This window comes from Micromonospora sp. WMMA1996 (genome assembly GCF_002573675.1).
GTDB lineage: Bacteria > Actinomycetota > Actinomycetes > Mycobacteriales > Micromonosporaceae > Micromonospora > Micromonospora sediminicola.
Map to the genome: position 1 here is coordinate 1 of NZ_PDHU01000005.1, position 21804 is coordinate 21804.

Genomic DNA, 21804 nt, shown 5'->3' on the forward strand with positions numbered 1-21804 from the left:
CGCGATCATCAGGTACGGGTCCTTGGACAGGCATCCGCCGCCGACGTAACCCGGCCGGGCCAGGTCGGGTCGGGGTAGTCGCGTTGGCGGCGGCGATCACCTCCAGCGGATCGAGGCCGTGTCGTCCGGCGATCAGCGCCAGTTCGTTGCCGAACGAGTAGATCAGATCCGTGTGGCAGTTGTTGGCGAGCTTCACCAGCTCCGCCGCCTCGAGGCTGGACACCGGCACGAGCTGGCGGACGAGCCCGCCGAGGAACGCCTGTCCCGCCTCGACGCTGGCGTCGTCCAGCCCACCGACCACCTGCGGCAGCTCGACCAGTTCCCGCAACGCCTGACCCTGGATGGTCCGCTCCGGCGCCATGACCAGCCGGACGTCGGCACCCCACGCCTCGGTCAGCACGGGCAGCACGACCCGCCTGGTGGTGCCCACCGGCACGTGCTCCGCACCACGACCAGGGTGCCGGGCCGGCAGGTCCGTGCGACGTACGCCGCCGCCTCGGCCAGGTTCTCCAACCGGGGCTCGTGGGTGTCCTCGTCGACCGGGGTGGAGACACAGAGCACGACGGCGTCCACCTCGGCCGGGAGGTGCTCGTCCACCAGCAGGGTCCGCCCCACGTGCCGGGCGAACACCTCCTCCACGCCGGGCTCGTACAGATGCGGACGCCCCGCGCGCAACGCCTGCCGGACCCGGGGCTGGGCGTCCACCCCGTGCACCGGTAACCCTTGTCCGCCAACGCGGCGGCGAGCGTCACACCGACGTAGCCAAGCCCGACGATTCCGATTCTGCGGTACACGATCATCCCTTCGAGGAGGTGAGAGAAAGGTCGTCCGACGCCTCGGTCCAGACGGCACGGACGGTCTCACGCCGACTCCTTCAGGTCGAGGTCGATCGCCCCGCCGTCGGCGCCCACCCCGATCGGCACCCGCAGCCGGTCCCGCGCGGCCCGGGCCGCCCACCCCTGCTCGGCGGTGAAGCCCTCCGGGTCGCCGAGGCCGAGCAGCTCGGGCAGGCCCGGCTCGGCGCCGGGCGGCGCGTCCGGCCCGCGTACCGTGCCGGCCAGCCGCAGCGGCGCGAGTCGCCGGGCCACCGCCTCGGCGTCGGCCGCCGGCAGCGCGTCGGCGGCGCCGACCTCGGCGTGCCCCTCCACGGAGTGCGAGTGCAGCCGGCCGTCGATCAGGTCGAGCAGCAGCGCGTAGCGGTCGAGCAGCCGTGGGGGCGGGGTGTCCAGGTCGAGCACGGTGACCGCGTCGATGCCGCCGTCGCCGGCCAGGTCGGCGGCGCCGGTCAGGTCGCCGCCGTCGAGCACCACGACCACGTGCGGCCCGTCCGTGGCCGGGCCGTGCGGGCTGAACCGGGACCGGCTGCCGAGCACGTCGGCGAGGAGCCGTTCCAGGTCGGCGGCGGAGCTGGTGACCAGGCGCACCGCGCCCAGGGCGTCGGTGCGCGTCGGATGGTGGGCGTGCGGCAGCCACTTCACCCACTCCCACCGGTCCCGGCGCTCCGGCCCGGCGCAGACCGCGACCAGCAGCTCGTCCGGGGCGTGGAAGACCGCGAGCTGGGTGAGCACCGCCCGGGCCAGGGCCTGCGCGGCGGGCGAGCCGGCCCCGCGCACCGGGCCCGCCGGACCGCGCACGAAGACCCGGGCGAAGCTGCGCAGCGACAGCGCCACCGGCAGGTCCGGCACCACCGAGTACGCGTCCAGGAAGCGCCGCAGCGCCCCGGCCGTCATCGGCTCCAGCTCCTCCAGCGGCCGGGTGACCGGCGGAACCAGTGGCGTGGCCAGCGTCTGCGGCCCGACACCGACCCGGACCACGGCGAAGTCGGGGTCGGCCGGCCGGCGCTCCCAGACCCGGTGGCTGTCCACCGTGGACCAGAGCCGGCCCGGCTCGGGGTGGCGGTAGGAGAGCCCGGCCCGCTGGGCGCCGGCGGTCTCCCGGACCCGGCGGCGCAGCGTGGCCAGGTGGCGCAGGTATTCCCGGCGGGCGGCCATCAGCTCGGACTTCTTCGGGCCGGCGCTGCCCCAGGTGGTCACCAGCATGGCCAGCGAGGAGAGCCCGAACATGCCGCCCACCGCGTACGAGTAGGCCCCGCCGCCCCGGCCGAACATCATCGCCATGGCCACCGTCCCGCCGAGCATCGGCAGCACCATCAACGCCTGCTGCCAGCGCCCCCCGGTCGCCACCGGGATCTCCGGCGGCGCCTCGACGGGCAGCTCGCCGACCGGGATCTCCGGGGCCGGGCGGCGCGGCGGCCGCTTGATGACGACAGTGGACAACGATCCTCCCATGGCTCTCGGTAACCCGAGCCTGGCTCATAGTAGGTAAAGTCCTGTCGTCCGTCAGCCACCGATCCGGTCCGGGATGGAGATACGTCGATGACAAGCGGCCTTGCCCGGGTCACCATCAGCGCGCCCCGGCGCCGCGTCGACGTGGCCCTGCCGGAGCAGGTCCCCCTGGCCGAGTTGCTGCCCGAGGTGCTGCGGCACGCCGGCGAAGGGCTGGCCGACGACGGGGAACGGCACGGCGGCTGGCTGCTGCGCCGCACCGACGGCGCGGTGCTCGCCACCGCCCAGGCGCTGCTGCCGCAGGGCGTCCGGGACGGCGAGGTGCTGCACCTCGTGCCGGCCCGCGCCGAGTGGCCCGAACTGGAGTACGACGACGTGGTCGAGGCGATCGTCGACGGGGCCCGACGCCGGGGCGCCGCCTGGTCCGCCCCGGCCACCCGGGCCGCCGCGCTGGCCGGGGCCGGCGTGCCGCTGGCCGTCGGGCTGGTTGCCGTGCTGACCGCCGGCGCCGGCGCCGGGGGCCGGGACTGGCCGGTCGCCGCCGCGGTCGCCCTGATCCTGGTGCTCGCCGCCACCGCCGCGTCCCGGGCGTACGGGGACGGCCCGGTCGGCGCCACCCTCGGCGGGTATGCGCTGCCCTGGGCGGCGACGGCCGGCGCGCTGGCGGTCGGCTCGGGCGACCCGGTCGGTCCGATCCCCGGGCTTCGCTGGATCGGCGCCCCCGAACTGCTCGTCGGCTCGGTGGCGCTGCTGCTGGTGGCGGTGCTCGGCCTGCTCGGGGTGGCCAGCCGGTCCCGGGTCTTCGTGGCCGGCGTGACAGTGGGCGCGGCCGGGGCGGTGGCCGCGCTCGGTGGGCTGCTGCTGACGCCGGCCGGCACCGCGGCCGTGCTGCTCGCCGTCCTGGTCTTCGCGCTCGGCGGGCTGCCGCTGCTGGCCATCCGGGTCGGCAAGCTGCCGCTGCCGCCGCTCACCCTGCCCGCTCCCGCCGGCACCCGTGACCTGCCCGACCGGGGACGGGTGCACGCCGCCGTGGCCCGCGCCGAGGAGGTGCTGACCGGGATGCTGCTCGGGCACGCCGCGCTGGCCGTCGGCGCGATCGGGGTGCTCGTCGCGGTCGGCGGGACCGCCGCATGGCTGCTGGTCGCCGTCGGCAGCGGGGTGCTGCTGCTGCGCTCCCGGCTCTTCGTGGCGGTGCGGCACCGGCTGCCGGCCGTCGTCGCCGGGCTCGCCGGGTACGCCCTGCTCGGCGCGGTGCTGGCGGAACGGGCCGGTCCGGGCGGGCGACTCGCGCTGACCGTCGGCGGGCTGGCCCTGGCCCTGGTGGCGGTGACCGCCGGCGCCACGTACGCCCGGCGACCGGTGTCCCCGTACCTCGGCCGGCTGGCCGACCTGACCGACACCGCCCTGGTGGTCGCGGTGGTCCCGGTGGCCTGCGCGGTGCTCGATCTCTACGACCGGGCCCGCGGCCTGCTCGCCTGAGTACGCGACGGCCCGGATCGCGACGTGCGACCCGGGCCGTTCGAGAAACCTGACCGTCAGTGCAGCGTCTCGCCGCGCTCCTCGGCCTCCTTGGCGCGCCGGTAGGACGCGGCGATCTCGGCCTCGGCCTCGACCCGGCCGACCCAGGTCGCGCCCTCGACCGACTTGCCCGGCTCCAGGTCCTTGTAGACCTCGAAGAAGTGCTGGATCTCCAGGCGGTCGAACTCGCCCAGGTGGTGGATGTCCCGCAGGTGCTCCTGGCGCGGGTCCTCGTAGGGGACGCAGAGGACCTTGTCGTCGCCGCCCTTCTCGTCGGTCATCCGGAACATGCCGATGGTGCGGCAGCGGATCAGGCAGCCGGGGAAGGTCGGCTCGGGCACCAGCACCAGCGCGTCCAGCGGGTCGCCGTCCTCGCCCAGGGTGCCCTCGATGAAGCCGTAGTCGGCCGGGTACTGCGTGGAGGTGAAGAGGGTGCGGTCCAGCCGGATCCGGCCGGTCGCGTGGTCCACCTCGTACTTGTTGCGGTGACCCTTGGGGATCTCAACCGTGACGTCGAAATCCATTTCCCACGCTCCCTCGTTTGCCCACGCTGGCTAACGGAAACCAGCGGCTCGCCGCCCGCACGGGTGAACGCCCCCCGCCGGCTCCGGCCGCCGCATAGTGTTCGGACCGAAGTAGTGTCACCCAAGGTGATTTCGAGCGGGGAGGAGGGGGCCGTGGGGAGGGAAGATTCACACTACCGCCCCGAGGGGGTTGACGGGCGACGGTCCGTCGGATCCGGTTCCGGTGGAGCCACCGGGCGGGTGTCCGTCCCCGGCGCCAACGTTCCCCATCGTCCGGCCCCGGCCAGCGGATCGGCCCGGGTCACCCCGACCGGCGACCCGGCGGCGGCCCCGGTGAGCTGGCCCGGCGCGCCGGGTCCGATCCCGGTGAGCCCGCCGGTCCCGCCGGTCGGCGCCGCCCCGCCGCCGCCCCCGCCCGCCGTTCCGCCGCGCCGCCGTCGTGGCCGCCTGGTCGCGGCGCTGGCGGGCGTGCTGGTGCTGGTCCTCGCGGTGGCCGGGCTGGCGGTGCTCCGCCCGGGTCCGGTCGCCCGTCTGCTGGGCGGCGAGGCCACCCCGTCCGGTGCCACCGCCGCGCCGCCCGAGCCGGACCCGCCGGCCGTGCTCGCCGGCCCCGACGGCAACGCGCCGCTGCCCACCGAGGCCGGGATCCGAGCCGCGTTGGAACCGCTGGTGGGCGCCGCCGCGCTCGGCGACCGGGTGAACGTCTCGGTGGCGGACGTGGCCACCGGCGAGACGCTCTACGGCAAGGGACCGGACGCGCCGACCGTGCCCGCCTCGGTGACCAAGCTCGCCACCGGTGTCGCGGTGCTCGCGGCGCGTGGCCCGGCTTACCGGATCCCCACCCGCGCGGTGGCCGGCCCGAACCCCGGCGAGGTGGTGCTGGTCGGTGGCGGCGACCCCACGCTCGCGGTGGACAAGAACGGCTTCTACCCGGGCGCGGCCCGGCTGGACGACCTGGCCGCCCAGGTGCGCGACGCGCTCGGCGGCACCGCACCGACCAAGGTGATCGTCGACTCGTCGCTGTTCAGCGGTCCGGTCTTCGAGCCCGGCTGGGACGCCGACATCCCCACCGGCGGCTTCGGCGCGGCGATCACCGCGCTGATGACCGACGGCGCCCGCAAGGACCCGGCGCTGGCGCGGCGCACCGCCGAGGAGACCAACCACGCCGCCGAGCGGGTGCCCCAGCCGGACCTGACCGCCGGCCGGCAGTTCGCCAAGCTGCTCGGGCTCACCGGTGGCGCCGCCCAGGTGACCCGGGGCGCGGCGCCGACCGCCGGGGGTTCCGGGTCGGCCGGCCCGGCGCCCGGCACCGAGCTGGGCAAGGTCGAGTCCCTGCCGGTGATCCGGCTGGTCGACATCATGATCAGCGACAGCGACAACGTGATCGCCGAGGCGATGGCCCGCCAGGTGGCGCTGGCCAAGGGCAAGCCCGGCTCGTTCACCGGGGGTGCCGCCGCCACCGACCAGGTGCTCGGCGAGCTGGGACTGCCGGCCGGCGAGATCAGCCTCGCCGACGGCAGCGGGCTGTCGCGCACCAATCGCATCAGCCCGTCCCTGCTCACCGAGCTGATCACGCTCGCCGGGAACGGCAGCCACCCGGAGCTGGCGGCGATCTTCGGTGGGCTGCCGGTCGGCGGCTGGTCCGGCACGCTCGACGAGCGCTACCGGGCGGCCGCCACCGCCGCCGGGGCCGGTGTGGTGCGGGCCAAGACGGGCACGCTGACCGGGGTGAACGCCATCGCCGGGACAGTCCTCACCGCCGACGGGCGGCTGCTCACCTTCGCCGTGCTCACCGACCGGACGCAGGGCTCGCTGGACGAGACCCGGCAGGCGCTCGACCGGATCACCTCCGCGCTGGCCGGCTGCGGCTGCCGCTGACCGACCGACGTCGATCGGCCGACGCGAGCCCGGGTGGGGGTGTCGCGGCGCGGGTACGGTGGGTTCATGGCGCAGTTCGTGGACTGGGATCTGGCCGCCGCGACCGCGGGGGCGCTGGGCAAGTCGGGCCCCCGCGTGTCATACGCGGAGGCCACCGACGTGGTGGGCGACCTGCGCCGGCTGACCGAGGAGGCCGCCGGTCACGTGGCCGACTACACCGGGCTGCGCGCCCAGGTGGCCCACCCGCCGGTGCGCGTGGTCGACCGCCGGGACTGGGCGGCGGCCAACATCGCCGGGCTGCGCGAGGTGGTCACGCCACTGGTCGAGCGGCTCTCCGGGGACAAGCGGCCCGGCGCGCTCACCGAGGCGATCGGCTCCCGGCTCACCGGCGTGCAGGCCGGCACCGTGCTGGCCTACCTCTCCGGCCGGGTCCTCGGCCAGTACGAGGTCTTCGCCGGCGACCCGGGCCAACTGCTGCTGGTGGCCCCGAACATCGTCGAGGTGGAGCGGAAGCTCGGCGCGGACCCGCGCGACTTCCGCCTCTGGGTGTGCCTGCACGAGGTGACCCACCGGACCCAGTTCACCGCCGTGCCGTGGATGCGCGCCTACTTCCTCGGCGAGGTGCAGGCGTTCGTGGACGCCTCGCAGGGCGGTGAGCACCTGCTGGAGCGGCTGCGCCGCGGCGTGGCGACACTCTCCGACGCGGTGAAGGACCCGGAGAGCCGGGCCAGCGTGCTCGACATCGTGCAGACCCCGGCGCAGCGCGCCGTGCTGGACCGGCTGACCGCGTTGATGACGCTGCTGGAGGGGCACGCCGAGTTCGTGATGGACGGCGTCGGCCCCGAGGTCATCCCCAGCGTCGGCGCGATCCGGGGCGCGTTCAACCGCCGCCGGGAGTCCGGCAACCCGCTGGAGAAGGCGATCCGCCGGCTGCTCGGCATCGAGGTCAAGATGCGCCAGTACGCCGAGGGCCGCAAGTTCGTGCACGGCGTGGTCGACCGGGTCGGCATGGCCGGCTTCAACAAGATCTTCTCCTCCCCGCTCACCCTGCCCCGGCTCGACGAGCTGGGCGATCCGGACGCCTGGGTGAACCGGGTGCACGGGCCGGCCGGTGCCACCCCGGCCGCCGGCTGACCCGGCCGCTCCGGCCCTCCGGCCGCCGGTCGGCCCGGCGCCCGCGCCGTCCGTGGCCGCCGTGCGGCTCGCCGTGCGGCGCCTGCTGACCGACCTGCCCGCCGCCGGACCGGTCCTGGTGGCCTGCTCCGGCGGGCCCGACTCGCTGGCGCTCGCCGCCGCCACCGCGTTCGTGGCTCCCCGGCTCGGCCGCCCGGCCGGACTGGTCACGGTCGACCACGGCCTCCAGCCCGGCTCCGCCGAGCGGGCCGACGCGGTCGCCGCCTGGGCCCGCACGGCCGGGCTCGACCCGGTCGAGGTGCTCCGGGTGCGCGTGGACGGGCGGCCCGGCGGTCCCGAGGCGGCCGCTCGCGAGGCCCGCTACGAGGCGTTGGTCGAGGTCGCCCGCCGGCACGGCGCGGCCGGGGTCCTGCTCGGGCACACCCGCGACGACCAGGCCGAGACGGTGCTGCTGGCGCTGGCCCGGGGCGCCGGCCCGCGCGGACTGTCCGGCATGCCGGAACGGCGCGACCTCGACGGGGTGCCGCTGCTGCGCCCGCTGCTCGACGTCGCGCGCGACGACACCCGGTCGGCCTGCGCCGCGCTCGGGCTCGACCCGTGGAGCGATCCGCACAACACCGATCCCGCGTACGCCCGGGCCCGGGTGCGGGCCGACGCGCTGCCGGCGCTCGTCGCCGCGCTCGGCCCGGGCGTGGTGGCGAACCTGGCCCGGACCGCCCGGCTGCTCGCGGCGGACACCGCCGCCCTGGACGCGTTGGCCGACGCCGCCTTGGCCGACGTCCGGGCCGGCGATGAGGGGTTGTCGGTCGACGGGCTGGCCGCGCTGCCCGCGGCGGTGCGCACCCGGGTGCTGCACGCCTGGGCCCGGGAGCTGGGGGCCGCCCCGGCTGCCCTGTCGCAGCGGCACGTGGCGGCGTTGGACGCCCTGGTCACCGGCTGGCGGGGGCAGGGGCCGGTGCACCTGCCCGGCGGTCGTCCGGTCCGCCGTCACGCCGGCCGCCTGCTCGGCTGACCGTCGCGGCGGGGCGGCGGTCAGGCGTCGGCGCGCTCGCGGAACGTGGTCCGGTAGGCGTGCGGGGTGGTGCCGACCCGGCGGGTGAAGTGGTGCCGCAGCGCTGCCGCGTCGCCGAAGCCGGCCTGGTCGGCGACGCTCTCCACGCTGAGCCGGGTGTCCTCCAGCAGTCGTCGGGCCAGCAGCACCCGTTGGTTGGTCAGCCAGTCGTGCGGGGTGGTGCCGGTCTCGGCCCGGAACCGGCGGGCGAAGGTCCGCGGTGCCATGTCGGCCCGGGCGGCCAGCTCGTCCACGGTCACGGTGCGGTCGAGGTGGCCCATCAGCCACTCCAGCACCGGTTCGAGCGTGGGGGCCTCCGGCGCGCGGGGGATCGGCGCCTCGACGTACTGGGCCTGCCCGCCGTCGCGGTGCGGCGGGACGACCATCCGCCGGGCCAGCCGGGTGGCCACGGCCGAGCCGTGCGCCTGGCGGACCAGGTGCAGACAGGCATCGATCCCGGCGGCGGTGCCGGCGCTGGTGAGCAGCCGGCCGTCCTGCACGTAGAGCGAGTTGCACCGGACCCGGGCCGCCGGGAAGCGCTGCTGGAGCTCGTCGACGTGCCGCCAGTGGGTGGTGCAGTCGCGTCCGTCGAGCAGGCCCGCCTCGCCCAGCACGAACGCGCCGGCGCAGACGCTGAGCAGCCAGGCGCCCCGGTCGGCGGCGCGGCGCAGCGCGGCGAGCACCGGCTCGGGCACCGGCGTCCCCTCGGCGTGCGCCGGCACCGCCACCAGGTCGGCCTCGTCCACGGGCGCGAGGTCGGCGGTGGGGGTGAGCAGGAAGCCGGAGCGGCTGCGGACCGGCGCGCCGTCGGCGGTGCAGACGTCGAACCGGTAGCCGGGGAAGCCGTCGACCGTGCGGTCGGTGCCGAACACCTCGGCGACGACGCCGAGTTCGAACGCGGCGACCTCGTCGAGGGCGATGACGGCGACGGAGCGGAGCATGTGACGAGGGTAACCCGAGAGGTGGCAGGAAATCGAGGCCCGCTGGCATTCCTGCCACTGTCCGGACCGGACGGCGGGCCGGAAACTAGGTGGTGTCCGGTGCGCACCGGCGGCGAAAACCATCCGAACCACGCGAAAGCGAGCGCCGCCATGACCGTTCTTCTGCTTCTGCTCTTCCTGCTCCTCCTCGTCGGCGCCAGCGCCCTCGGGCTCACCGCCGACACCCGCGACTCGGCCGACTGGAAGCCGACCGACGACGGGCGGCGCTGGCGCTCCCGCACCTGCTGAGGTGATTTGCCTCGTTCGCGCCGAAAATCCCCGGCGGGACCGCGCCAAAAGGGGCGGCCCCGCCGACGGAGGCCATCCGGCGTACGGCAGGCTAGGAGCATGGCTGACGGCTCCTGGTACGACGCCGACATCGACCACGTGATCATCTCCGAGGCGCAGATCCGCGAGAAGACCGCGGAACTGGCCAAGCAGGTCTCGGCGGACTACGCACACGTCGAGGACGGTCTCCTGCTCGTCTGCGTGCTCAAGGGCGCGGTCATGTTCATGGCCGACTTCGCCCGCGCGCTGGGCCGCCAGGGCCCGCCCGCCGAGCTGGAGTTCATGGCCGTCTCCTCGTACGGCCAGGGCACCACCTCGTCCGGCGTGGTCCGCATCCTCAAGGACCTGGACCGCGACATCGCCGGCCGGCACGTGGTCGTCGTCGAGGACATCGTCGACTCCGGCCTGACGCTCTCCTGGCTGCTGCGCTACCTGGAGTCGCGCTCGGCGGCCAGCGTCGAGGTGGTCGCGCTGTTCCGCAAGCCGGACGCGGTCAAGGTCGAGGTGCCGGTGAAGTACGTCGGCTTCGACATCCCCACCGAGTTCGTCGTCGGTTACGGCCTCGACTTCGGCGAGCGCTACCGCGAGCTGCCCTACGTCGGCGTGCTCAAGCCCGAGGTCTACGCCCGCGCCTGAGCGCCGTCGGGCCGCTCGTCAGCGGACGTTCAGCGGGCTTTCAGCCTTTCGGTCTACGGTAGAGACCGGTGACGTGGAGGCACCCTCCACGCCCGACCCCTCGAGCCGCGTGACCGGGCGGTGTGGGCGGGTCGGGTGCGGAGCTCCCCGCCACGCCGGCTCAAACCCTGGTTCGCCCTACGCGTAAGTGCCGGGCTCACAAGCTCACATCTCGCTCGTACGGTGTACCGTCGAATGACCGTGGTGCGGCAGTTCGCGTGCCCCGGGGGTCGGGCCGGCCCGCACGGCGGCCACGGCCGCCGCCCGAGGCGGCGACACCATTCAGACGGTCAGGACGTCGATCAGGAGGATGCGGGCGTCTCGGCGCCCGACGACAGCATGGAACGTACGCGTTTCTTCCGCCGACCGGTGGTCTGGATCATCCTGGTCATCCTCGGCGCCGTTGTGCTCAGTCAACTGTTCACCGCTGGTCCCAGCTACCACCGCGTGGACACGTCCGTCGCGCTCGACCAGCTCAACAAGGGCGGTATCGAGAAGGTCGTCTTCCAGGACAAGGAGCAGACGCTCCAGCTCGACCTGAAGGACAAGGCCAAGTTCGGCGACACCAACACCGACAAGATCGAGGCGCAGTTCCCGTACGAGGTCGGCGGCCAGGTCTGGAACCAGGTGCGCGAGGCCGAGGCGGCGGACCGGATCACCGGCCCGGTCGACACCAAGGTGTCGTCGGACAGCATCTGGGTCAGCCTGCTGGTCAATCTCCTCCCCATCGCGCTGCTCGTGCTCCTGCTGCTGTTCTTCATGTCGCAGATGCAGGGCGGCGGCTCGCGGGTGCTCAACTTCGGCAAGTCCAAGGCGAAGATGATCACCAAGGACACGCCGAAGACCACCTTCGCGGACGTGGCCGGTGCGGACGAGGCCGTCGAGGAACTGCACGAGATCAAGGACTTCCTGCAGAACCCGGCGAAATACCAGGCCCTGGGCGCCAAGATCCCGAAGGGCGTGCTGCTCTTCGGCCCGCCCGGCACGGGTAAGACGCTGCTCGCCCGCGCGGTGGCCGGCGAGGCCGGCGTGCCCTTCTACTCCATCTCGGGTTCCGACTTCGTGGAGATGTTCGTCGGCGTCGGCGCCAGCCGGGTCCGCGACCTCTTCGAGCAGGCCAAGTCGAACGCGCCGGCGATCGTCTTCGTCGACGAGATCGACGCGGTCGGCCGGCACCGTGGCGCCGGCATGGGCGGCGGCCACGACGAGCGGGAGCAGACCCTCAACCAGCTGCTGGTCGAGATGGACGGCTTCGACACCAAGGGCGGGGTCATCCTGATCGCCGCCACCAACCGGCCGGACATCCTCGACCCGGCGCTGCTGCGCCCGGGCCGCTTCGACCGGCAGATCCCGGTCGACGCCCCCGACATGGAGGGCCGCAAGGCCATCCTGCGGGTGCACGCCAAGGGCAAGCCGTTCACGCCCGACGTCGACCTCGACGCGGTCGCCCGGCGTACCCCGGGCTTCTCCGGGGCCGACCTGGCCAACGTGATCAACGAGTCCGCGCTGCTCACCGCCCGCAAGGAACAGCGGGCGATCACCAACGACTCGCTGGAAGAGTCGATCGACCGCGTGATCGCCGGTCCGCAGCGCCGGACCCGGGTGATGAGCGACCAGGAGAAGAAGATCACCGCGTACCACGAGGGTGGGCACGCGCTGGTCGCCTGGGCGCTGCCGCACGCCGCGCCGGTGCACAAGGTGACCATCCTGTCCCGGGGCCGGTCGCTGGGCCACACGCTGGTCCTCCCCACGGAGGACAAGTACACCCAGACCCGCGCCGAGATGATCGACACCCTGGCGTACGCGCTGGGCGGCCGGGCGGCCGAGGAACTGGTGTTCCACGAGCCGACCACCGGCGCCGGCAACGACATCGAGAAGGCCACCCAGCTGGCCCGCGCGATGATCACCCAGTACGGCATGAGCTCCAAGCTCGGTGCGATCAAGTACGGCACCAGCGGCGACGAGCCGTTCCTCGGCCGCAACATGGGCCACGAGCGGGACTACTCCGACTCGGTCGCGGCCGAGATCGACGGCGAGATGCGTGCGCTGATCGAGCTGGCGCACGACGAGGCCTGGGAGATCCTGGTGGAATACCGGGACGTCCTGGACAACATGGTCCTGGAGCTGATGGAGAAGGAAACCCTCTCCACCGCCGACATGGCCCGCATCTGCGCCCGGGTGGTCAAGCGCCCGCCGATGGCCCCCTACCACGGCTTCGGCAAGCGCCAGCCCTCGACCGAGCCGCCCGTGCTCACCCCGGCCGAGAAGGACGCGCTGCAGAAGCAGGCCACGGCCGACGGCATCTCGGTCGGTGGTTCCAGCAACAACTCGGACGGTACGCACTGAGCACCGACCCGACGGCCGGCTCCCCTGACCGGGAGCCGGCCGTTTCCGCGACCGAACCCGACGGCGACGACGCCCTCGACTACGTGGCCGCGCGCCTGATCAGCGGCAAGCTGACCGGTGGCCCGGTGGAGCAGAGCGTCGACCTCGCCCGGATCGAGAAGGCCGTCCGGGAGATCCTCATCGCCGTCGGGGAGGACCCCGACCGGGACGGCCTGCAACAGACACCGGCCCGGGTCGCCCGCGCGTACGCCGAGCTCTTCGCCGGCCTGCGGGTCGACCCGGCGCAGGTCCTCCGCACCACCTTCGAGGCCAACCACGAGGAACTCGTGCTGGTCCGGGACATCGACGTGATGAGCCTGTGCGAGCACCACCTGCTGCCGTTCCGGGGCAGCGCCCACATCGGCTACATCCCCGGCCCGGACGGCCGGATCACCGGCCTGTCCAAGCTGGCCCGGCTGGTCGAGGTGTTCGCCCGCCGGCCGCAGGTGCAGGAGCGGCTCACCTCGCAGATCGCCGACCTGCTGATGTCCAGCCTCGCGCCGCGCGGCGTCATCGTGGTGCTCGAGTGCGAGCACATGTGCATGGCGATGCGCGGCATCCAGAAGTCCGGCGCCAAGACCATCACCTCGGCGGTCCGGGGCGGCCTGCAGAACGACGCCAAGTCGCGGGCCGAGGCCATGGCGCTGATCATGCACCGCTGACCCGGCAACCTCGACGGCCGCGTGCTCCCACCCGGGAGGCGCGGCCGTCGCCGTCCCGGGACGTCAGCCGGGCAGCATGGCCAGCAGCAGCCCGGCGGCGGTGAGCACCGCCGGGATCAGGCAGACCAGGGCACCGAAGCGAGGAGTCCGGTCCACCCGGTCGGTCGGGCGGGGGCGGAAGAGCCGCCCCACCGCAAGCCAGCCCAGCATGAACGCGACCGCCGGCAGCGGCAGCCCCACCAGCAGCGCCAACGCGGTCACCGGCCCCGCGCCGGCCAGCGCGTACAGGGTGAGCTGGAGCAGCGGCACCACCAGCGCCAGCGGCCCGTACACCAGCAGGTTGCGCGGGCGGGCCGGCCAGCGGGCCAGCCGGGGCAGACCCCGAGCGCTCAGCGTGTCGTCCGCCGCGTCCGCCCACCCTCCGGCGGCACGCAACGCCGCCAGCACCGCGGCCGGGCCGCCGGCCATCGACCGGGCCGCCTCGCTCACCTCCGGCGGCGTCGGCACCAGGGAGATCGCCGGTACGCCCAGCTCACGCAGCCGGGCCTGCTGCGGCGCCAGCCGTTCGCGTACCGCGGTCAACTCCTCGCGGGCCGCCGCCACCGACCGGGCCTGCTCCCCGGCGGCGGTGGCCGCCGCCCGTCGTACGCCGTCGAGCTGCCGCGCGGCCGCCACGTAGTCCGCCCAGGCCGACTCGGCCGGGTCCACGGCCACGGTCGCGCCACCGGCCCGGGGCCCGGGCACCGTCGTGCCGGTCTCGCTCACGTGGCTACTTCCGTTCGCGACTGCGGGGCTCGCAACCCCGGCTCACTCCTCGCGCTCACCCGGTCATCTCCCCGGTACCGAAGGGCACGAAGACCGTGCCCTGCTCGTCCGGGCCGTCCCAGAGCACCGCGCGGCCCGGCCGCGGCCGCCACCACACCGGCCGGTCGAAGAGCTGCTCCAGGCGCCCGCCCGGCACGTCGGTGACCGCCACGGCGGTGAGCTTGTCCACCTCGCCCTCGGGACCGAGCAGCCCGGCCAGCGGCGCCGGCGTCCGCCACCAGCCGAGCAGGTGCCGGCCGGCCGCCGGGCCCTCCAGCAGCAGCGACCGCAGCAGCTCCGGCGGCAGCTCGGCGGCGTCCGGCACGTCCAGCCCGAACACCACCAGGTAGCCGGGCTCGTCCGACTCCATGGCCGACCGCAGCCCGGCCGCGTCGACCGTCTCCACCCGGTGCCGCCCGGCCAGCTCGGCGGCGAGCACGCCGGCCGGCTCGGCCGACCCGTTCGCCAGGGGCGCCAACACGAACCGCGCCGCGCCCGCATGGGCCGCCGCCGCGCTGCGCACCGCGGTGACCAACAAGCGCTCGGCCTCCTCGTCGCGACCCAGCACGGCCAGGTTCCGGCCGGCGGCCGGCCCGAGCGGGACGGCCACGGTGCTGCGCCGGACGTCCACCGCCCGGCCGAGCAGCGCGGCCGGCCCGTGCGCCCGACCGGCCAGGGCGGCCCGGTGCCGGGGGTCGTTGGCGAGCAGCGGGCGGGCGTAGCCGGCGAAGACCACCGGGGGGACGGCCTCCTCGGTCCGGTCCGACCAGAGTCGCCGCCGCAGGTCCGCCAGCACCTGCGGATCCTCGTACGGGTCGGGGAAGCGGATCATCCGCTCGTGCCCCCGGGTCGCGCCGCGCGGACCGCCCAGCCCGCCGGCCGTGTTCACCACCGCGCTGCCCACCGGCAGGCCGGCCGCCGAGTCGTTGGCCGGCTCCAACACCGCCGAGCCGCCCGGCAACGCCACCCGCACCGGAAACTGACCCAGCAGCGGGTCACGCGGACCACCGATGCCCAGGTCGCCCTCGCCGGCCAGCACCAGGTGGACCCCGTACGACCGGGCGGTACGGGCCAGCGCGTCCAGCCGGGCCAGCACGTCGGCGGCGAGCCGGTCCCGGTCGCGCAGCAGCAGCGGGAAGTTGTCGATCACGCAGACGATCCGGGGCAGCGGCTGGTGCTGGCGCAACTCGGCGTAGCGCTGTCCGCCGGCCCGCCGGGACGCCTCCTCACGGCGGCGCACCTCCGCCTCCAGCTCGCCGAACAGGTCGGCGACGTACTCCCGGTCGGCGGCCATCCCGGCGGCCCGCACCTGCGGCACCCAGCACCGGTCCCGCTCGGTCTGCAGGAACTCCACGAAGGACTCGCCGTCGCCCAGGTCGGCCAGGTAGAGCGTCAGCTCCTCCGGCCCGTACCGGGTGGCCAGGCCGAACAGCGCGTCGGTGAGGAACGCCGAGCGGCCGGCCTGCGACCGGCCACTGACCAGCCAGTGCGGGGTCAGCTCGGTGAAACCGAGGCTGACCGGACGCCCGGCGGCGTCACCGACCGTGGTGCTCAGCCCGTCGACCGAGTCCGCCGTCCACAGCCCGTCGGCGGGCAGCAGGTCGGCCAGGGCGAGCCGGGAACCGTCCTCGATCTGCCGGGCCAGCCGGCGGCACACCTCGGTGACCAGATCCGTGGGTGGATCCTCGTCCAGGAACACCGGCGAGTGGAGACCACCCGGCGGTTCGGCGCCCGGGCTGCTGAACCCGGTGAGCGGCGGGTCACCGACCAGCGCGTACGCCGTGCGCACCGTGAGCGGCGTGGCCCGGGGCAGCGGGTCGCCGTCGGGCCATCCGGCGACCACCAGGTGCAGCCCGGCGCGCGGCCCCCGGTCGGCCAGGTCGGCGAGCCGGTCCAGGTCGGCGGTGGTCGCGCCCTCGGGCAGGGCGGCCACCACGAGCAGCAGCGTACGGTCGTGCCCGCGCTGCCGCGAGGTCCCGGCGGCCACCCACTGCTCCGCCTCGGCCAGCACCGCCCGGAGGCCGGTCAGGTCGGCGGTGGGCGGGGGCAGCAGGCCCGCGTCGGCGAGCGCCGCGAATCCGGCGAAGGTGTCGCCCGGACCGCCGTCGACCGCCCGGGCCAGCAGCGCGCCCGCCGGCGTGGCCGCGAACAGGCGCAGCAGCAGGGCTCGGAGCAGCCCGGCCACCCGAGGGTCGGCGGCGTCGGCGTCGACGCTCAGGTGACCGCTGCCGAACAGCGGGACCAGCGCGGGGAAGCGGGCGTCGTCCAGCGGCGCGGCGGCGCCCACCCGGACCCGGGCCGGCGGACCGTCGCCCGGCGGCGTCGCCGGCGTGAGGGCCTCCACCGCCGCGCCGGCCCACCCGGGCGCCGCCCGCTCGGCCGCCGCCCGCAGGCGTTCGGCCAGCTCGTACTGTCGGTGGTGGTCGGCGGGGGCGGGCCGGATCTCGTCGAGGATGCCCGCCGCCGCAGTCGCGGCGGCCTCGGCCCGGCGGTGCAGCGCGGCGGCCCGACCGGCGCGCGCCTTCGGAGTCGCCACCGCGTCCACCTCTCTTCCCGAGGCCGACATCTCCTCCCGAGCAGTGACGGTAACCCAGGCGCGGGCCGTCCACCGGGATGTCGGTCGGCGCGGTGAGCTGCGCGGCGGTGAGCAGCCTCACCCCGCGCCGGCCCGCCCGCCGGGCGGCGTCCGTCCGGCGGTTCGCCACGATCCGCCAGTTCTGAGGCATTGGGTACGCGGCGCGCAGCCGATAGCCTCAGGAGGTGGAATCAGTGCAGCCCCCCGCCGGTTCCCAGGTCTCCCGCGTACCGGCGCAGCGGACCCCGCCGGAGCAGATGGCGCCCCCCGCGCCGGCTCCGCTTCCGGTACGCCCCAAGCGCCCGCTGCGCACCGTGCTGATGGTCGTCGCGGGGGTGCTCGCGTTGCTCTGCACGGGGGGAGCGGTGGTCGGGTTCGTCCTCTACGACCGCGCGACAGCCCCGGACCGCAGCGCCCCCGACGTGGTGGTCGACAACTACCTTCGAGCTTTCTTGGTTGACCGCAACGACACGAGGGCACAGGAGTTTGCCTGTGCATCTGAGGCTGACCTGGACGCAGTTCGCGCGCTGCGTGCGGAGGTAGAGCAACGCGAGGCCAACTTCGATGTTGTCGTGAGAGTTAGCTGGGGACCGTTGAGCACAGTCAAGAGGGGCGTTGATGAGGACGTGTCCACGACGTTGACCATCTCCAGCTCGGCCAACGGACAGAGTCGGAGTAGCCGGCGTGAGGACTGGCGGTTCCGTGTGGTCGACCGGAATGGCTGGCGTGTCTGCGGGGCAGAGAAGGTCGGCTAAACGAAAGTTACTCCAGCCAGAGCAGGTGAACCGGAACTTCCAGGGTGGTCGGTGCCTGGCCGCGCCAGGCCCACCGGTACCACTCCAACTCCGACGTCACCCGGACGCAGATGTCGCCGTCCGCGCCGGAGTAGGTCTCGGTGACCGCGCGGAGGTCGCGTCGTTCCACACCGCCGTCCACGTGCACCACGCGCCGTCCGGTCACCGCGTCGGCCTCGAACGCCGGGGTGGGCGGCCGGCGGGTGGGCGCGTCGAGCGAGACCAGCCTGATGCCCGCCCCGGACGCGGCGGCCGGTGGCGGCCGGTCACCGATCGTCTCCACCCAGACCCGCTCCACGGGCACCAGCGGCGCGAACACCTCCACCTGCTCGGACTCGGCCCGGTACCACTCGTGCTCCGGGATGACCGGCACGTAGGTGCGGCTGCCCTGCACCACCCGCTCGTCGGCCCGCAGGTCGCCACGCCAGCCGAGACCGGGCAGACCGACCAGCACGCGGCGGCCGCGCAGGTCGGTCCCGCCGGTGGCCGGCACGATCTCGACCGGCCGGGGTGGCAGCGGTGCCCAGTCGGGACGGTCGGCGAAGGGGTCGGGCAGCGGGTTGCTCATGCGGGGCGCCTCACTCGGACTTGCCGAGGGGCGCGCCCCTTTTGCGCATGAACGGCAGCGGATCCTCGGCGCCGCGACTGGACCGGTCGCCGCTGTTGTGCACCTCAAAGTGCAGGTGCGGGCCGGAGGAGTTGCCGCTGCTGCCGGAGAGCCCGATCACCTCGCCGGCCTCGACCGCCTGACCCGGCGTGACCCGAGGCCGTTCGATCATGTGGCAGTAGCGGGTGATGAACCCGCCGGCGTGCAGGATGTCCACGAACCATCCGCAGCCACCCTTGTCCGGCCAGCCGTCCCGGTCGCAGTCCCGGCGCCCCGAGCGGTCCGGATCGCAGCGCGCGACCAGCACCCGCCCCGCCGACGCGGCGTGGATGGGGGTGCGTTTCCCCGCGGCCAGGTCCACCCCGTTGTGGCTCGGGCGGGCGGCGGTGCGGAAGCCGGACACCACCCCGCCGGGCAGCGGGGCGGTCCATCCGGAGGCCGCGATCCGGGCCCCGGCGGCAGCGTCGCAGACGGCCCTGCCGGCGATCTCCACGGTCCGGGCCGCGCCGCCGGCCAGCGCGTCGACGATCCGCCCGGCCAGCTCCTCGTGCTTCGCGTAGGCATCCGGGAACGCGCTGACCTGGACCCGCTGGGCCACCACGGTGAGCGGCCGCTGCTGCCAGTTCGGGACCTTGACCATCTTCTGGTAGAACTTGCGCGCCGTGTACGAGGGCGTCATCCGCTGCTCGACGCTGCCCCAGCCGGGACGCTGCTGGAACAGGCCCAGCGAGTCGTGGTCGGCGCCGACGCCCTCGTGCGGCAGGGCCAGCGACGCCGGGACCGTGGTGTTGGCCAGGTTGCGCAGCGCCGACTCCTGCATCGCGGTGGCCAGCGCGATGACCCAGCCACGGGCCGGGACCTTCATGTCCTGGCCGACCTTGATGATGACGGCCGCGTTGCGCAGCTGAGCCTCGCCGTACTCGGCGAAGCGCGGCATGTCCCCGGTCAGGTTCACCCGGTAGGCGGGGTCGCAGTCGAGGGCCGCGAGCTTCGGATCCTCCTGGTCGCCGCCCAGCTCCGTGAGGAAGAACGCGCCGGCGCCGCCGACGCAACAGAGCAGGGCGAGTGCGACGGTGACCGCGGTCGCGAGGACGCCGACGCGCAGCTTGCGGCGGACCTGCGCGGCGACGGCCGGCTCGCCGCTCACGACCGCTCCCAGTCGACCGCGTCCACCAGCCACGGACCGTCCTCAGCCACCAGTTCGAGCCGGAGCGTGCCGTTGTCCAGCGGGACCAGTGCCTCCACGAAGGACTCGGTGCGCGATCGCAGCGTCGGCGGGCCGGTGGTCCGCCGGGCGGGCACGGTCTCCGGATCGGCGCCGGTCATCTTCTCCACCAGCGCGGGCGTGGAGAGCGGACGCAACTTCGCCTGCCAGGCGTCGCCGGTGGTGCCGGGCCCGGTCAACCAGGCCGTGGTGAACCGGCCGGCGACCTGCTCGGGGGTGTCCTCGCCCGGCCGGGTCCGCGGGGCGACCGTCGCCGGCGGACTGGACAGCACGCCGTCGTCACCGGCCCCGGGATCCACGGTGCTGATCGGCTGGGTGGGGCGGGTGGTCAGCCCGAGACCGGAGTCGACCGGCCCGGAGACCAGTCGGGCCGCGCCGATCACGCCGAAGACCAGCACCGCGATCACCAGCGCGATGCCGAGCCGGGACCGGAGGACCCGGGTGACGAGGAATTCGAGTGCCCGTCGCACCGGTCTCACCGGGCCTCGGAACGGATCCGCGGCGCCGGGCGGGCGGGCGGCGCGGCGCGGTCCGCCGAGTCCGGCCGGTAGACCGCGTAGGAGGGCGCCTCCTCGGGCACGTCCGGCTCGGTCCAGGTGGAGGGGGCGCGACGGGGCCGGGGCGCGGCGGCGGGCCGGTCGCCCCGGCGCTCGACCACGGGCGCCTCCTCGGGCCGTTCCCGCCCGTCCGGCCGCTCCCGCTCGACCGAGGTGTCGGCGTGCGCCGGGTCCTCGTGCCGGGCCTCCGGCCGGAGGCTGCGCTGGTCGGCCGTGACGGTACGGCGCCGGCCGAACGCCGGCTCGTTGGTGCCGCCGGGCTCGGCCACGTCCAGCCGGGCGGCGATCCGCATGTCCCGGAAGAAGCGGCGGTGCCACGAGCCGGCCGAACTGACCGCCTCGCTGCTGTCCTTGCCGCCGAGCTGGGTGATCCGTCGGTACGGCCGCAGCAGCAGCCAGCCCACCACGCCGCAGAGCCAGACCAGGACCACCTGGAGCCAGCCGGGCAGCGTGGCGGTGTTCATGATCAGGTCGACCGCGAAGAGGTAGATGGCCGCACCGGTGCCGAAGATGGCGATGTTGAACACGGCAGCCACCACCGCGTTCGCCAGCCGACGCAGGCCGGCGCTGGCCGGGCGCATCAGGCCGACGGTGCCCAGAATGGGCGCGGCGATCACCGCCCACCGGAAGATCAGGAATCCGAGCAGCACGAGCAGCGACGCGGTGAGGTCGAACATGGCGAAGAGCAGCGAGGCCAGCACCGCGATGAAGCCGGCGCCGATCCGGTCCATGTCCCGGGTGCCCTGCAGGTACTCGTATGCCTCCGGGTCCTCCGTCTTGATCTGCTGGGCGACCCGGGCCCACTGCTGCTGCTTGGCCTTGATCGTGCCCTCACGGGTCGCCGGGTTCTGGCGGAGCTTCTCCGACTCCTCCCAGGTCAGTGACTTGGCGTCGTAGAGGGCCGGGCCGTACTTCTTGGCCGTCTCGCTGTCGGCCGAGCCGAGCACGCCGCGCAACCAGTTCCGGTAGAGCATGGTCTCGGTGGCGGTGTCGCTGGCCCGTACCGCCGGCGGGCGATGGTCTTTACACGCCTCGGGATTCGGGTCGTCGCACTGACCGGGAGGAGTGTCCTTCGACGACGGGCCGACCGCGTCGTGCACCACGCCGAGCGTCGTGATCAGCGTGCTGTCGGCCATGTTCGCGGACTTGACCGGCCACGCGGCCAGCGCGGTCACCGCCACCATCACGAGCAGCGCCCAACCGGCCGTGGTCATCGCGTTGCTCATGTCCGACTGGCGGGAGCGCCACAGCAGGTAGAGGCCGACGACGCAGATGGTGATGATGCCGAAGACGCTGAACACCTTCTGGTAGACGGCCTTGGTGGCCTGCTCGACCAGCGGGTCCGCCCAGCGCCACATGGTCCGGGGGTCCCAGGCCCGTTCGCGCAGCGCGTTCGACGCGCCGATGACCGCGTTGGCGAACATGAACTCGCCGTTCGCCACCATGGTGGTGAAGCGGTAGTCGGGGTGGAGCACGGACGAGGCGCAGCCGCCGTCCACGTCGTACGTGACGTAGCTGTAGCCGGCGTACCCGTAGTCGCTGTAGAGACCCTTCGGGCCGGGCTCCTTGGCCGAGTCGGGGCGGGACGCGAACCAGCCGGCCAGGCCGGAGTCCGGCGCTGCCGGCACCGGCGGCTTGCGGCACTCGATCTGGTCCTCGCTGACCGCCTGGAGCCGGTTCACGCAGGCGCGGAAGTCGGCCTGCCACTCCTTGGTGCTGCACAGCTCGGCCCGGGCCTGCGTGGTCGGGCCGGCGGCGTACGCCGGTGTGGCGCCTCCGATCACCGGCCAGGAGATCGTGGCCCCGGCGAGTACGCCGAGCGCGAGGAGGAGCGCCGCGATCCGTGCCCGGGCCCTCGCCAT

General features: G+C 74.5%; 17 protein-coding genes and 3 pseudogenes. 9 read left to right on the forward strand and 11 right to left on the reverse strand.

The window, feature by feature from the left end:
* The 3 pseudogenes from COO58_RS31000 to COO58_RS25515 all read right to left on the reverse strand — a co-directional run.
* Nucleotides 1-301: pseudogene (locus tag COO58_RS31000) on the reverse strand (hypothetical protein); the annotation flags it as partial.
* A 27-nt stretch (nt 302-328) separates the two neighbouring features.
* Nucleotides 329-957: pseudogene (locus tag COO58_RS31290) on the reverse strand (hypothetical protein); the annotation flags it as partial.
* A pseudogene (locus tag COO58_RS25515) lies at nt 867-2276 on the reverse strand (type VII secretion protein EccC); the annotation flags it as partial. The pseudogenes COO58_RS25515 and COO58_RS31290, both read right to left, overlap by 91 nt.
* Nucleotides 2277-2375: 99 nt before the next feature.
* Here COO58_RS25515 and eccD point away from each other — a divergent pair.
* Nucleotides 2376-3764, forward strand: a complete 1389-nt coding sequence (eccD, locus tag COO58_RS25520; protein ID WP_098747588.1) for a type VII secretion integral membrane protein EccD — start codon at nt 2376-2378, stop codon at nt 3762-3764.
* 56 nt (nt 3765-3820) lie between these two features.
* Here eccD and COO58_RS25525 read toward each other — a convergent pair whose 3' ends face one another.
* Nucleotides 3821-4327, reverse strand: a complete 507-nt coding sequence (locus COO58_RS25525) for an inorganic diphosphatase (RefSeq protein WP_013288994.1) — start codon at nt 4325-4327, stop codon at nt 3821-3823.
* Between the two features lie 366 nt (nt 4328-4693).
* Here COO58_RS25525 and dacB point away from each other — a divergent pair, with 366 nt between their 5' ends.
* From dacB to tilS, 3 genes are all read left to right on the forward strand, one after another.
* The gene (gene dacB / locus COO58_RS25530) at nt 4694-6205 is read left to right on the forward strand and encodes a D-alanyl-D-alanine carboxypeptidase/D-alanyl-D-alanine-endopeptidase (RefSeq protein ID WP_176558992.1); all 1512 of its coding nucleotides are present in this window, start codon (nt 4694-4696) and stop codon (nt 6203-6205) included.
* Nucleotides 6206-6271: 66 nt separating this feature from the next.
* Nucleotides 6272-7339, forward strand: a complete 1068-nt coding sequence (locus COO58_RS25535; RefSeq protein ID WP_098747868.1) for a zinc-dependent metalloprotease — start codon at nt 6272-6274, stop codon at nt 7337-7339.
* 61 nt (nt 7340-7400) lie between these two features.
* Nucleotides 7401-8351 carry a tRNA lysidine(34) synthetase TilS gene (gene tilS / locus COO58_RS25540; RefSeq protein ID WP_091576850.1) on the forward strand — a complete coding sequence of 317 codons (951 nt, stop codon included), beginning with the start codon at nt 7401-7403 and terminating at the stop codon, nt 8349-8351.
* Between the two features lie 20 nt (nt 8352-8371).
* Here the strand turns inward: tilS and COO58_RS25545 are convergent, their stop codons facing one another.
* Nucleotides 8372-9331, reverse strand: a complete 960-nt coding sequence (locus COO58_RS25545) for a GlxA family transcriptional regulator (protein WP_091568625.1) — start codon at nt 9329-9331, stop codon at nt 8372-8374.
* A 150-nt stretch (nt 9332-9481) separates the two neighbouring features.
* On the opposite strand from COO58_RS25545, the gene COO58_RS30395 reads away from it, so the two are divergent.
* The 4 genes from COO58_RS30395 to folE all read left to right on the forward strand — a co-directional run bounded on the left by COO58_RS30395 (nt 9482) and on the right by folE (nt 13380).
* On the forward strand, nt 9482-9619 hold the full coding sequence (locus COO58_RS30395; protein ID WP_172967895.1) for a hypothetical protein: 138 nt from the start codon (nt 9482-9484) through the stop codon (nt 9617-9619).
* A gap of 99 nt (nt 9620-9718) precedes the next feature.
* On the forward strand, nt 9719-10294 hold the full coding sequence (hpt, locus tag COO58_RS25550; protein ID WP_091568626.1) for a hypoxanthine phosphoribosyltransferase: 576 nt from the start codon (nt 9719-9721) through the stop codon (nt 10292-10294).
* 378 nt (nt 10295-10672) lie between these two features.
* Nucleotides 10673-12679: an ATP-dependent zinc metalloprotease FtsH gene (ftsH, locus tag COO58_RS25555; RefSeq protein WP_091568628.1), complete on the forward strand. Its 2007-nt coding sequence runs from the start codon at nt 10673-10675 to the stop codon at nt 12677-12679.
* Nucleotides 12680-12762: 83 nt separating this feature from the next.
* Nucleotides 12763-13380 carry a GTP cyclohydrolase I FolE gene (gene folE, locus COO58_RS25560; protein WP_091568630.1) on the forward strand — a complete coding sequence of 206 codons (618 nt, stop codon included), beginning with the start codon at nt 12763-12765 and terminating at the stop codon, nt 13378-13380.
* Nucleotides 13381-13443: 63 nt separating this feature from the next.
* Here folE and COO58_RS25565 read toward each other — a convergent pair whose 3' ends face one another.
* Both COO58_RS25565 and COO58_RS25570 read right to left on the reverse strand, forming a co-directional pair.
* The gene (locus COO58_RS25565; protein WP_098747592.1) at nt 13444-14145 is read right to left on the reverse strand and encodes a hypothetical protein; all 702 of its coding nucleotides are present in this window, start codon (nt 14143-14145) and stop codon (nt 13444-13446) included.
* Between the two features lie 55 nt (nt 14146-14200).
* On the reverse strand, nt 14201-16729 hold the full coding sequence (locus COO58_RS25570) for an FtsK/SpoIIIE domain-containing protein (protein WP_176558973.1): 2529 nt from the start codon (nt 16727-16729) through the stop codon (nt 14201-14203).
* Between the two features lie 224 nt (nt 16730-16953).
* Here COO58_RS25570 and COO58_RS25575 point away from each other — a divergent pair, with 224 nt between their 5' ends.
* A complete protein-coding gene (locus tag COO58_RS25575) occupies nt 16954-17514 on the forward strand; it encodes a hypothetical protein (protein ID WP_098747595.1) in 561 nt (186 codons plus the stop codon).
* Between the two features lie 7 nt (nt 17515-17521).
* Here COO58_RS25575 and COO58_RS25580 read toward each other — a convergent pair whose 3' ends face one another.
* From COO58_RS25580 to COO58_RS25595, 4 genes are read right to left on the reverse strand one after another with little or no spacing between them, the layout of a single operon-like run.
* Nucleotides 17522-18121: a hypothetical protein gene (locus COO58_RS25580; protein WP_091568637.1), complete on the reverse strand. Its 600-nt coding sequence runs from the start codon at nt 18119-18121 to the stop codon at nt 17522-17524.
* 10 nt (nt 18122-18131) lie between these two features.
* The gene (locus COO58_RS25585) at nt 18132-19307 is read right to left on the reverse strand and encodes a M23 family metallopeptidase (RefSeq protein WP_098747597.1); all 1176 of its coding nucleotides are present in this window, start codon (nt 19305-19307) and stop codon (nt 18132-18134) included.
* Entirely contained in the window at nt 19304-19864 is a 561-nt protein-coding gene (locus COO58_RS25590) for a hypothetical protein (protein ID WP_098747598.1), read from the reverse strand. Before COO58_RS25590 ends, COO58_RS25585 begins: the two co-directional genes overlap by 4 nt.
* Nucleotides 19861-21804 (reverse strand): MFS transporter, encoded by a 1944-nt coding sequence (locus COO58_RS25595; protein ID WP_098747599.1) that lies wholly within the window; start codon nt 21802-21804, stop codon nt 19861-19863. The genes COO58_RS25590 and COO58_RS25595 overlap by 4 nt, the downstream gene beginning before the upstream one ends.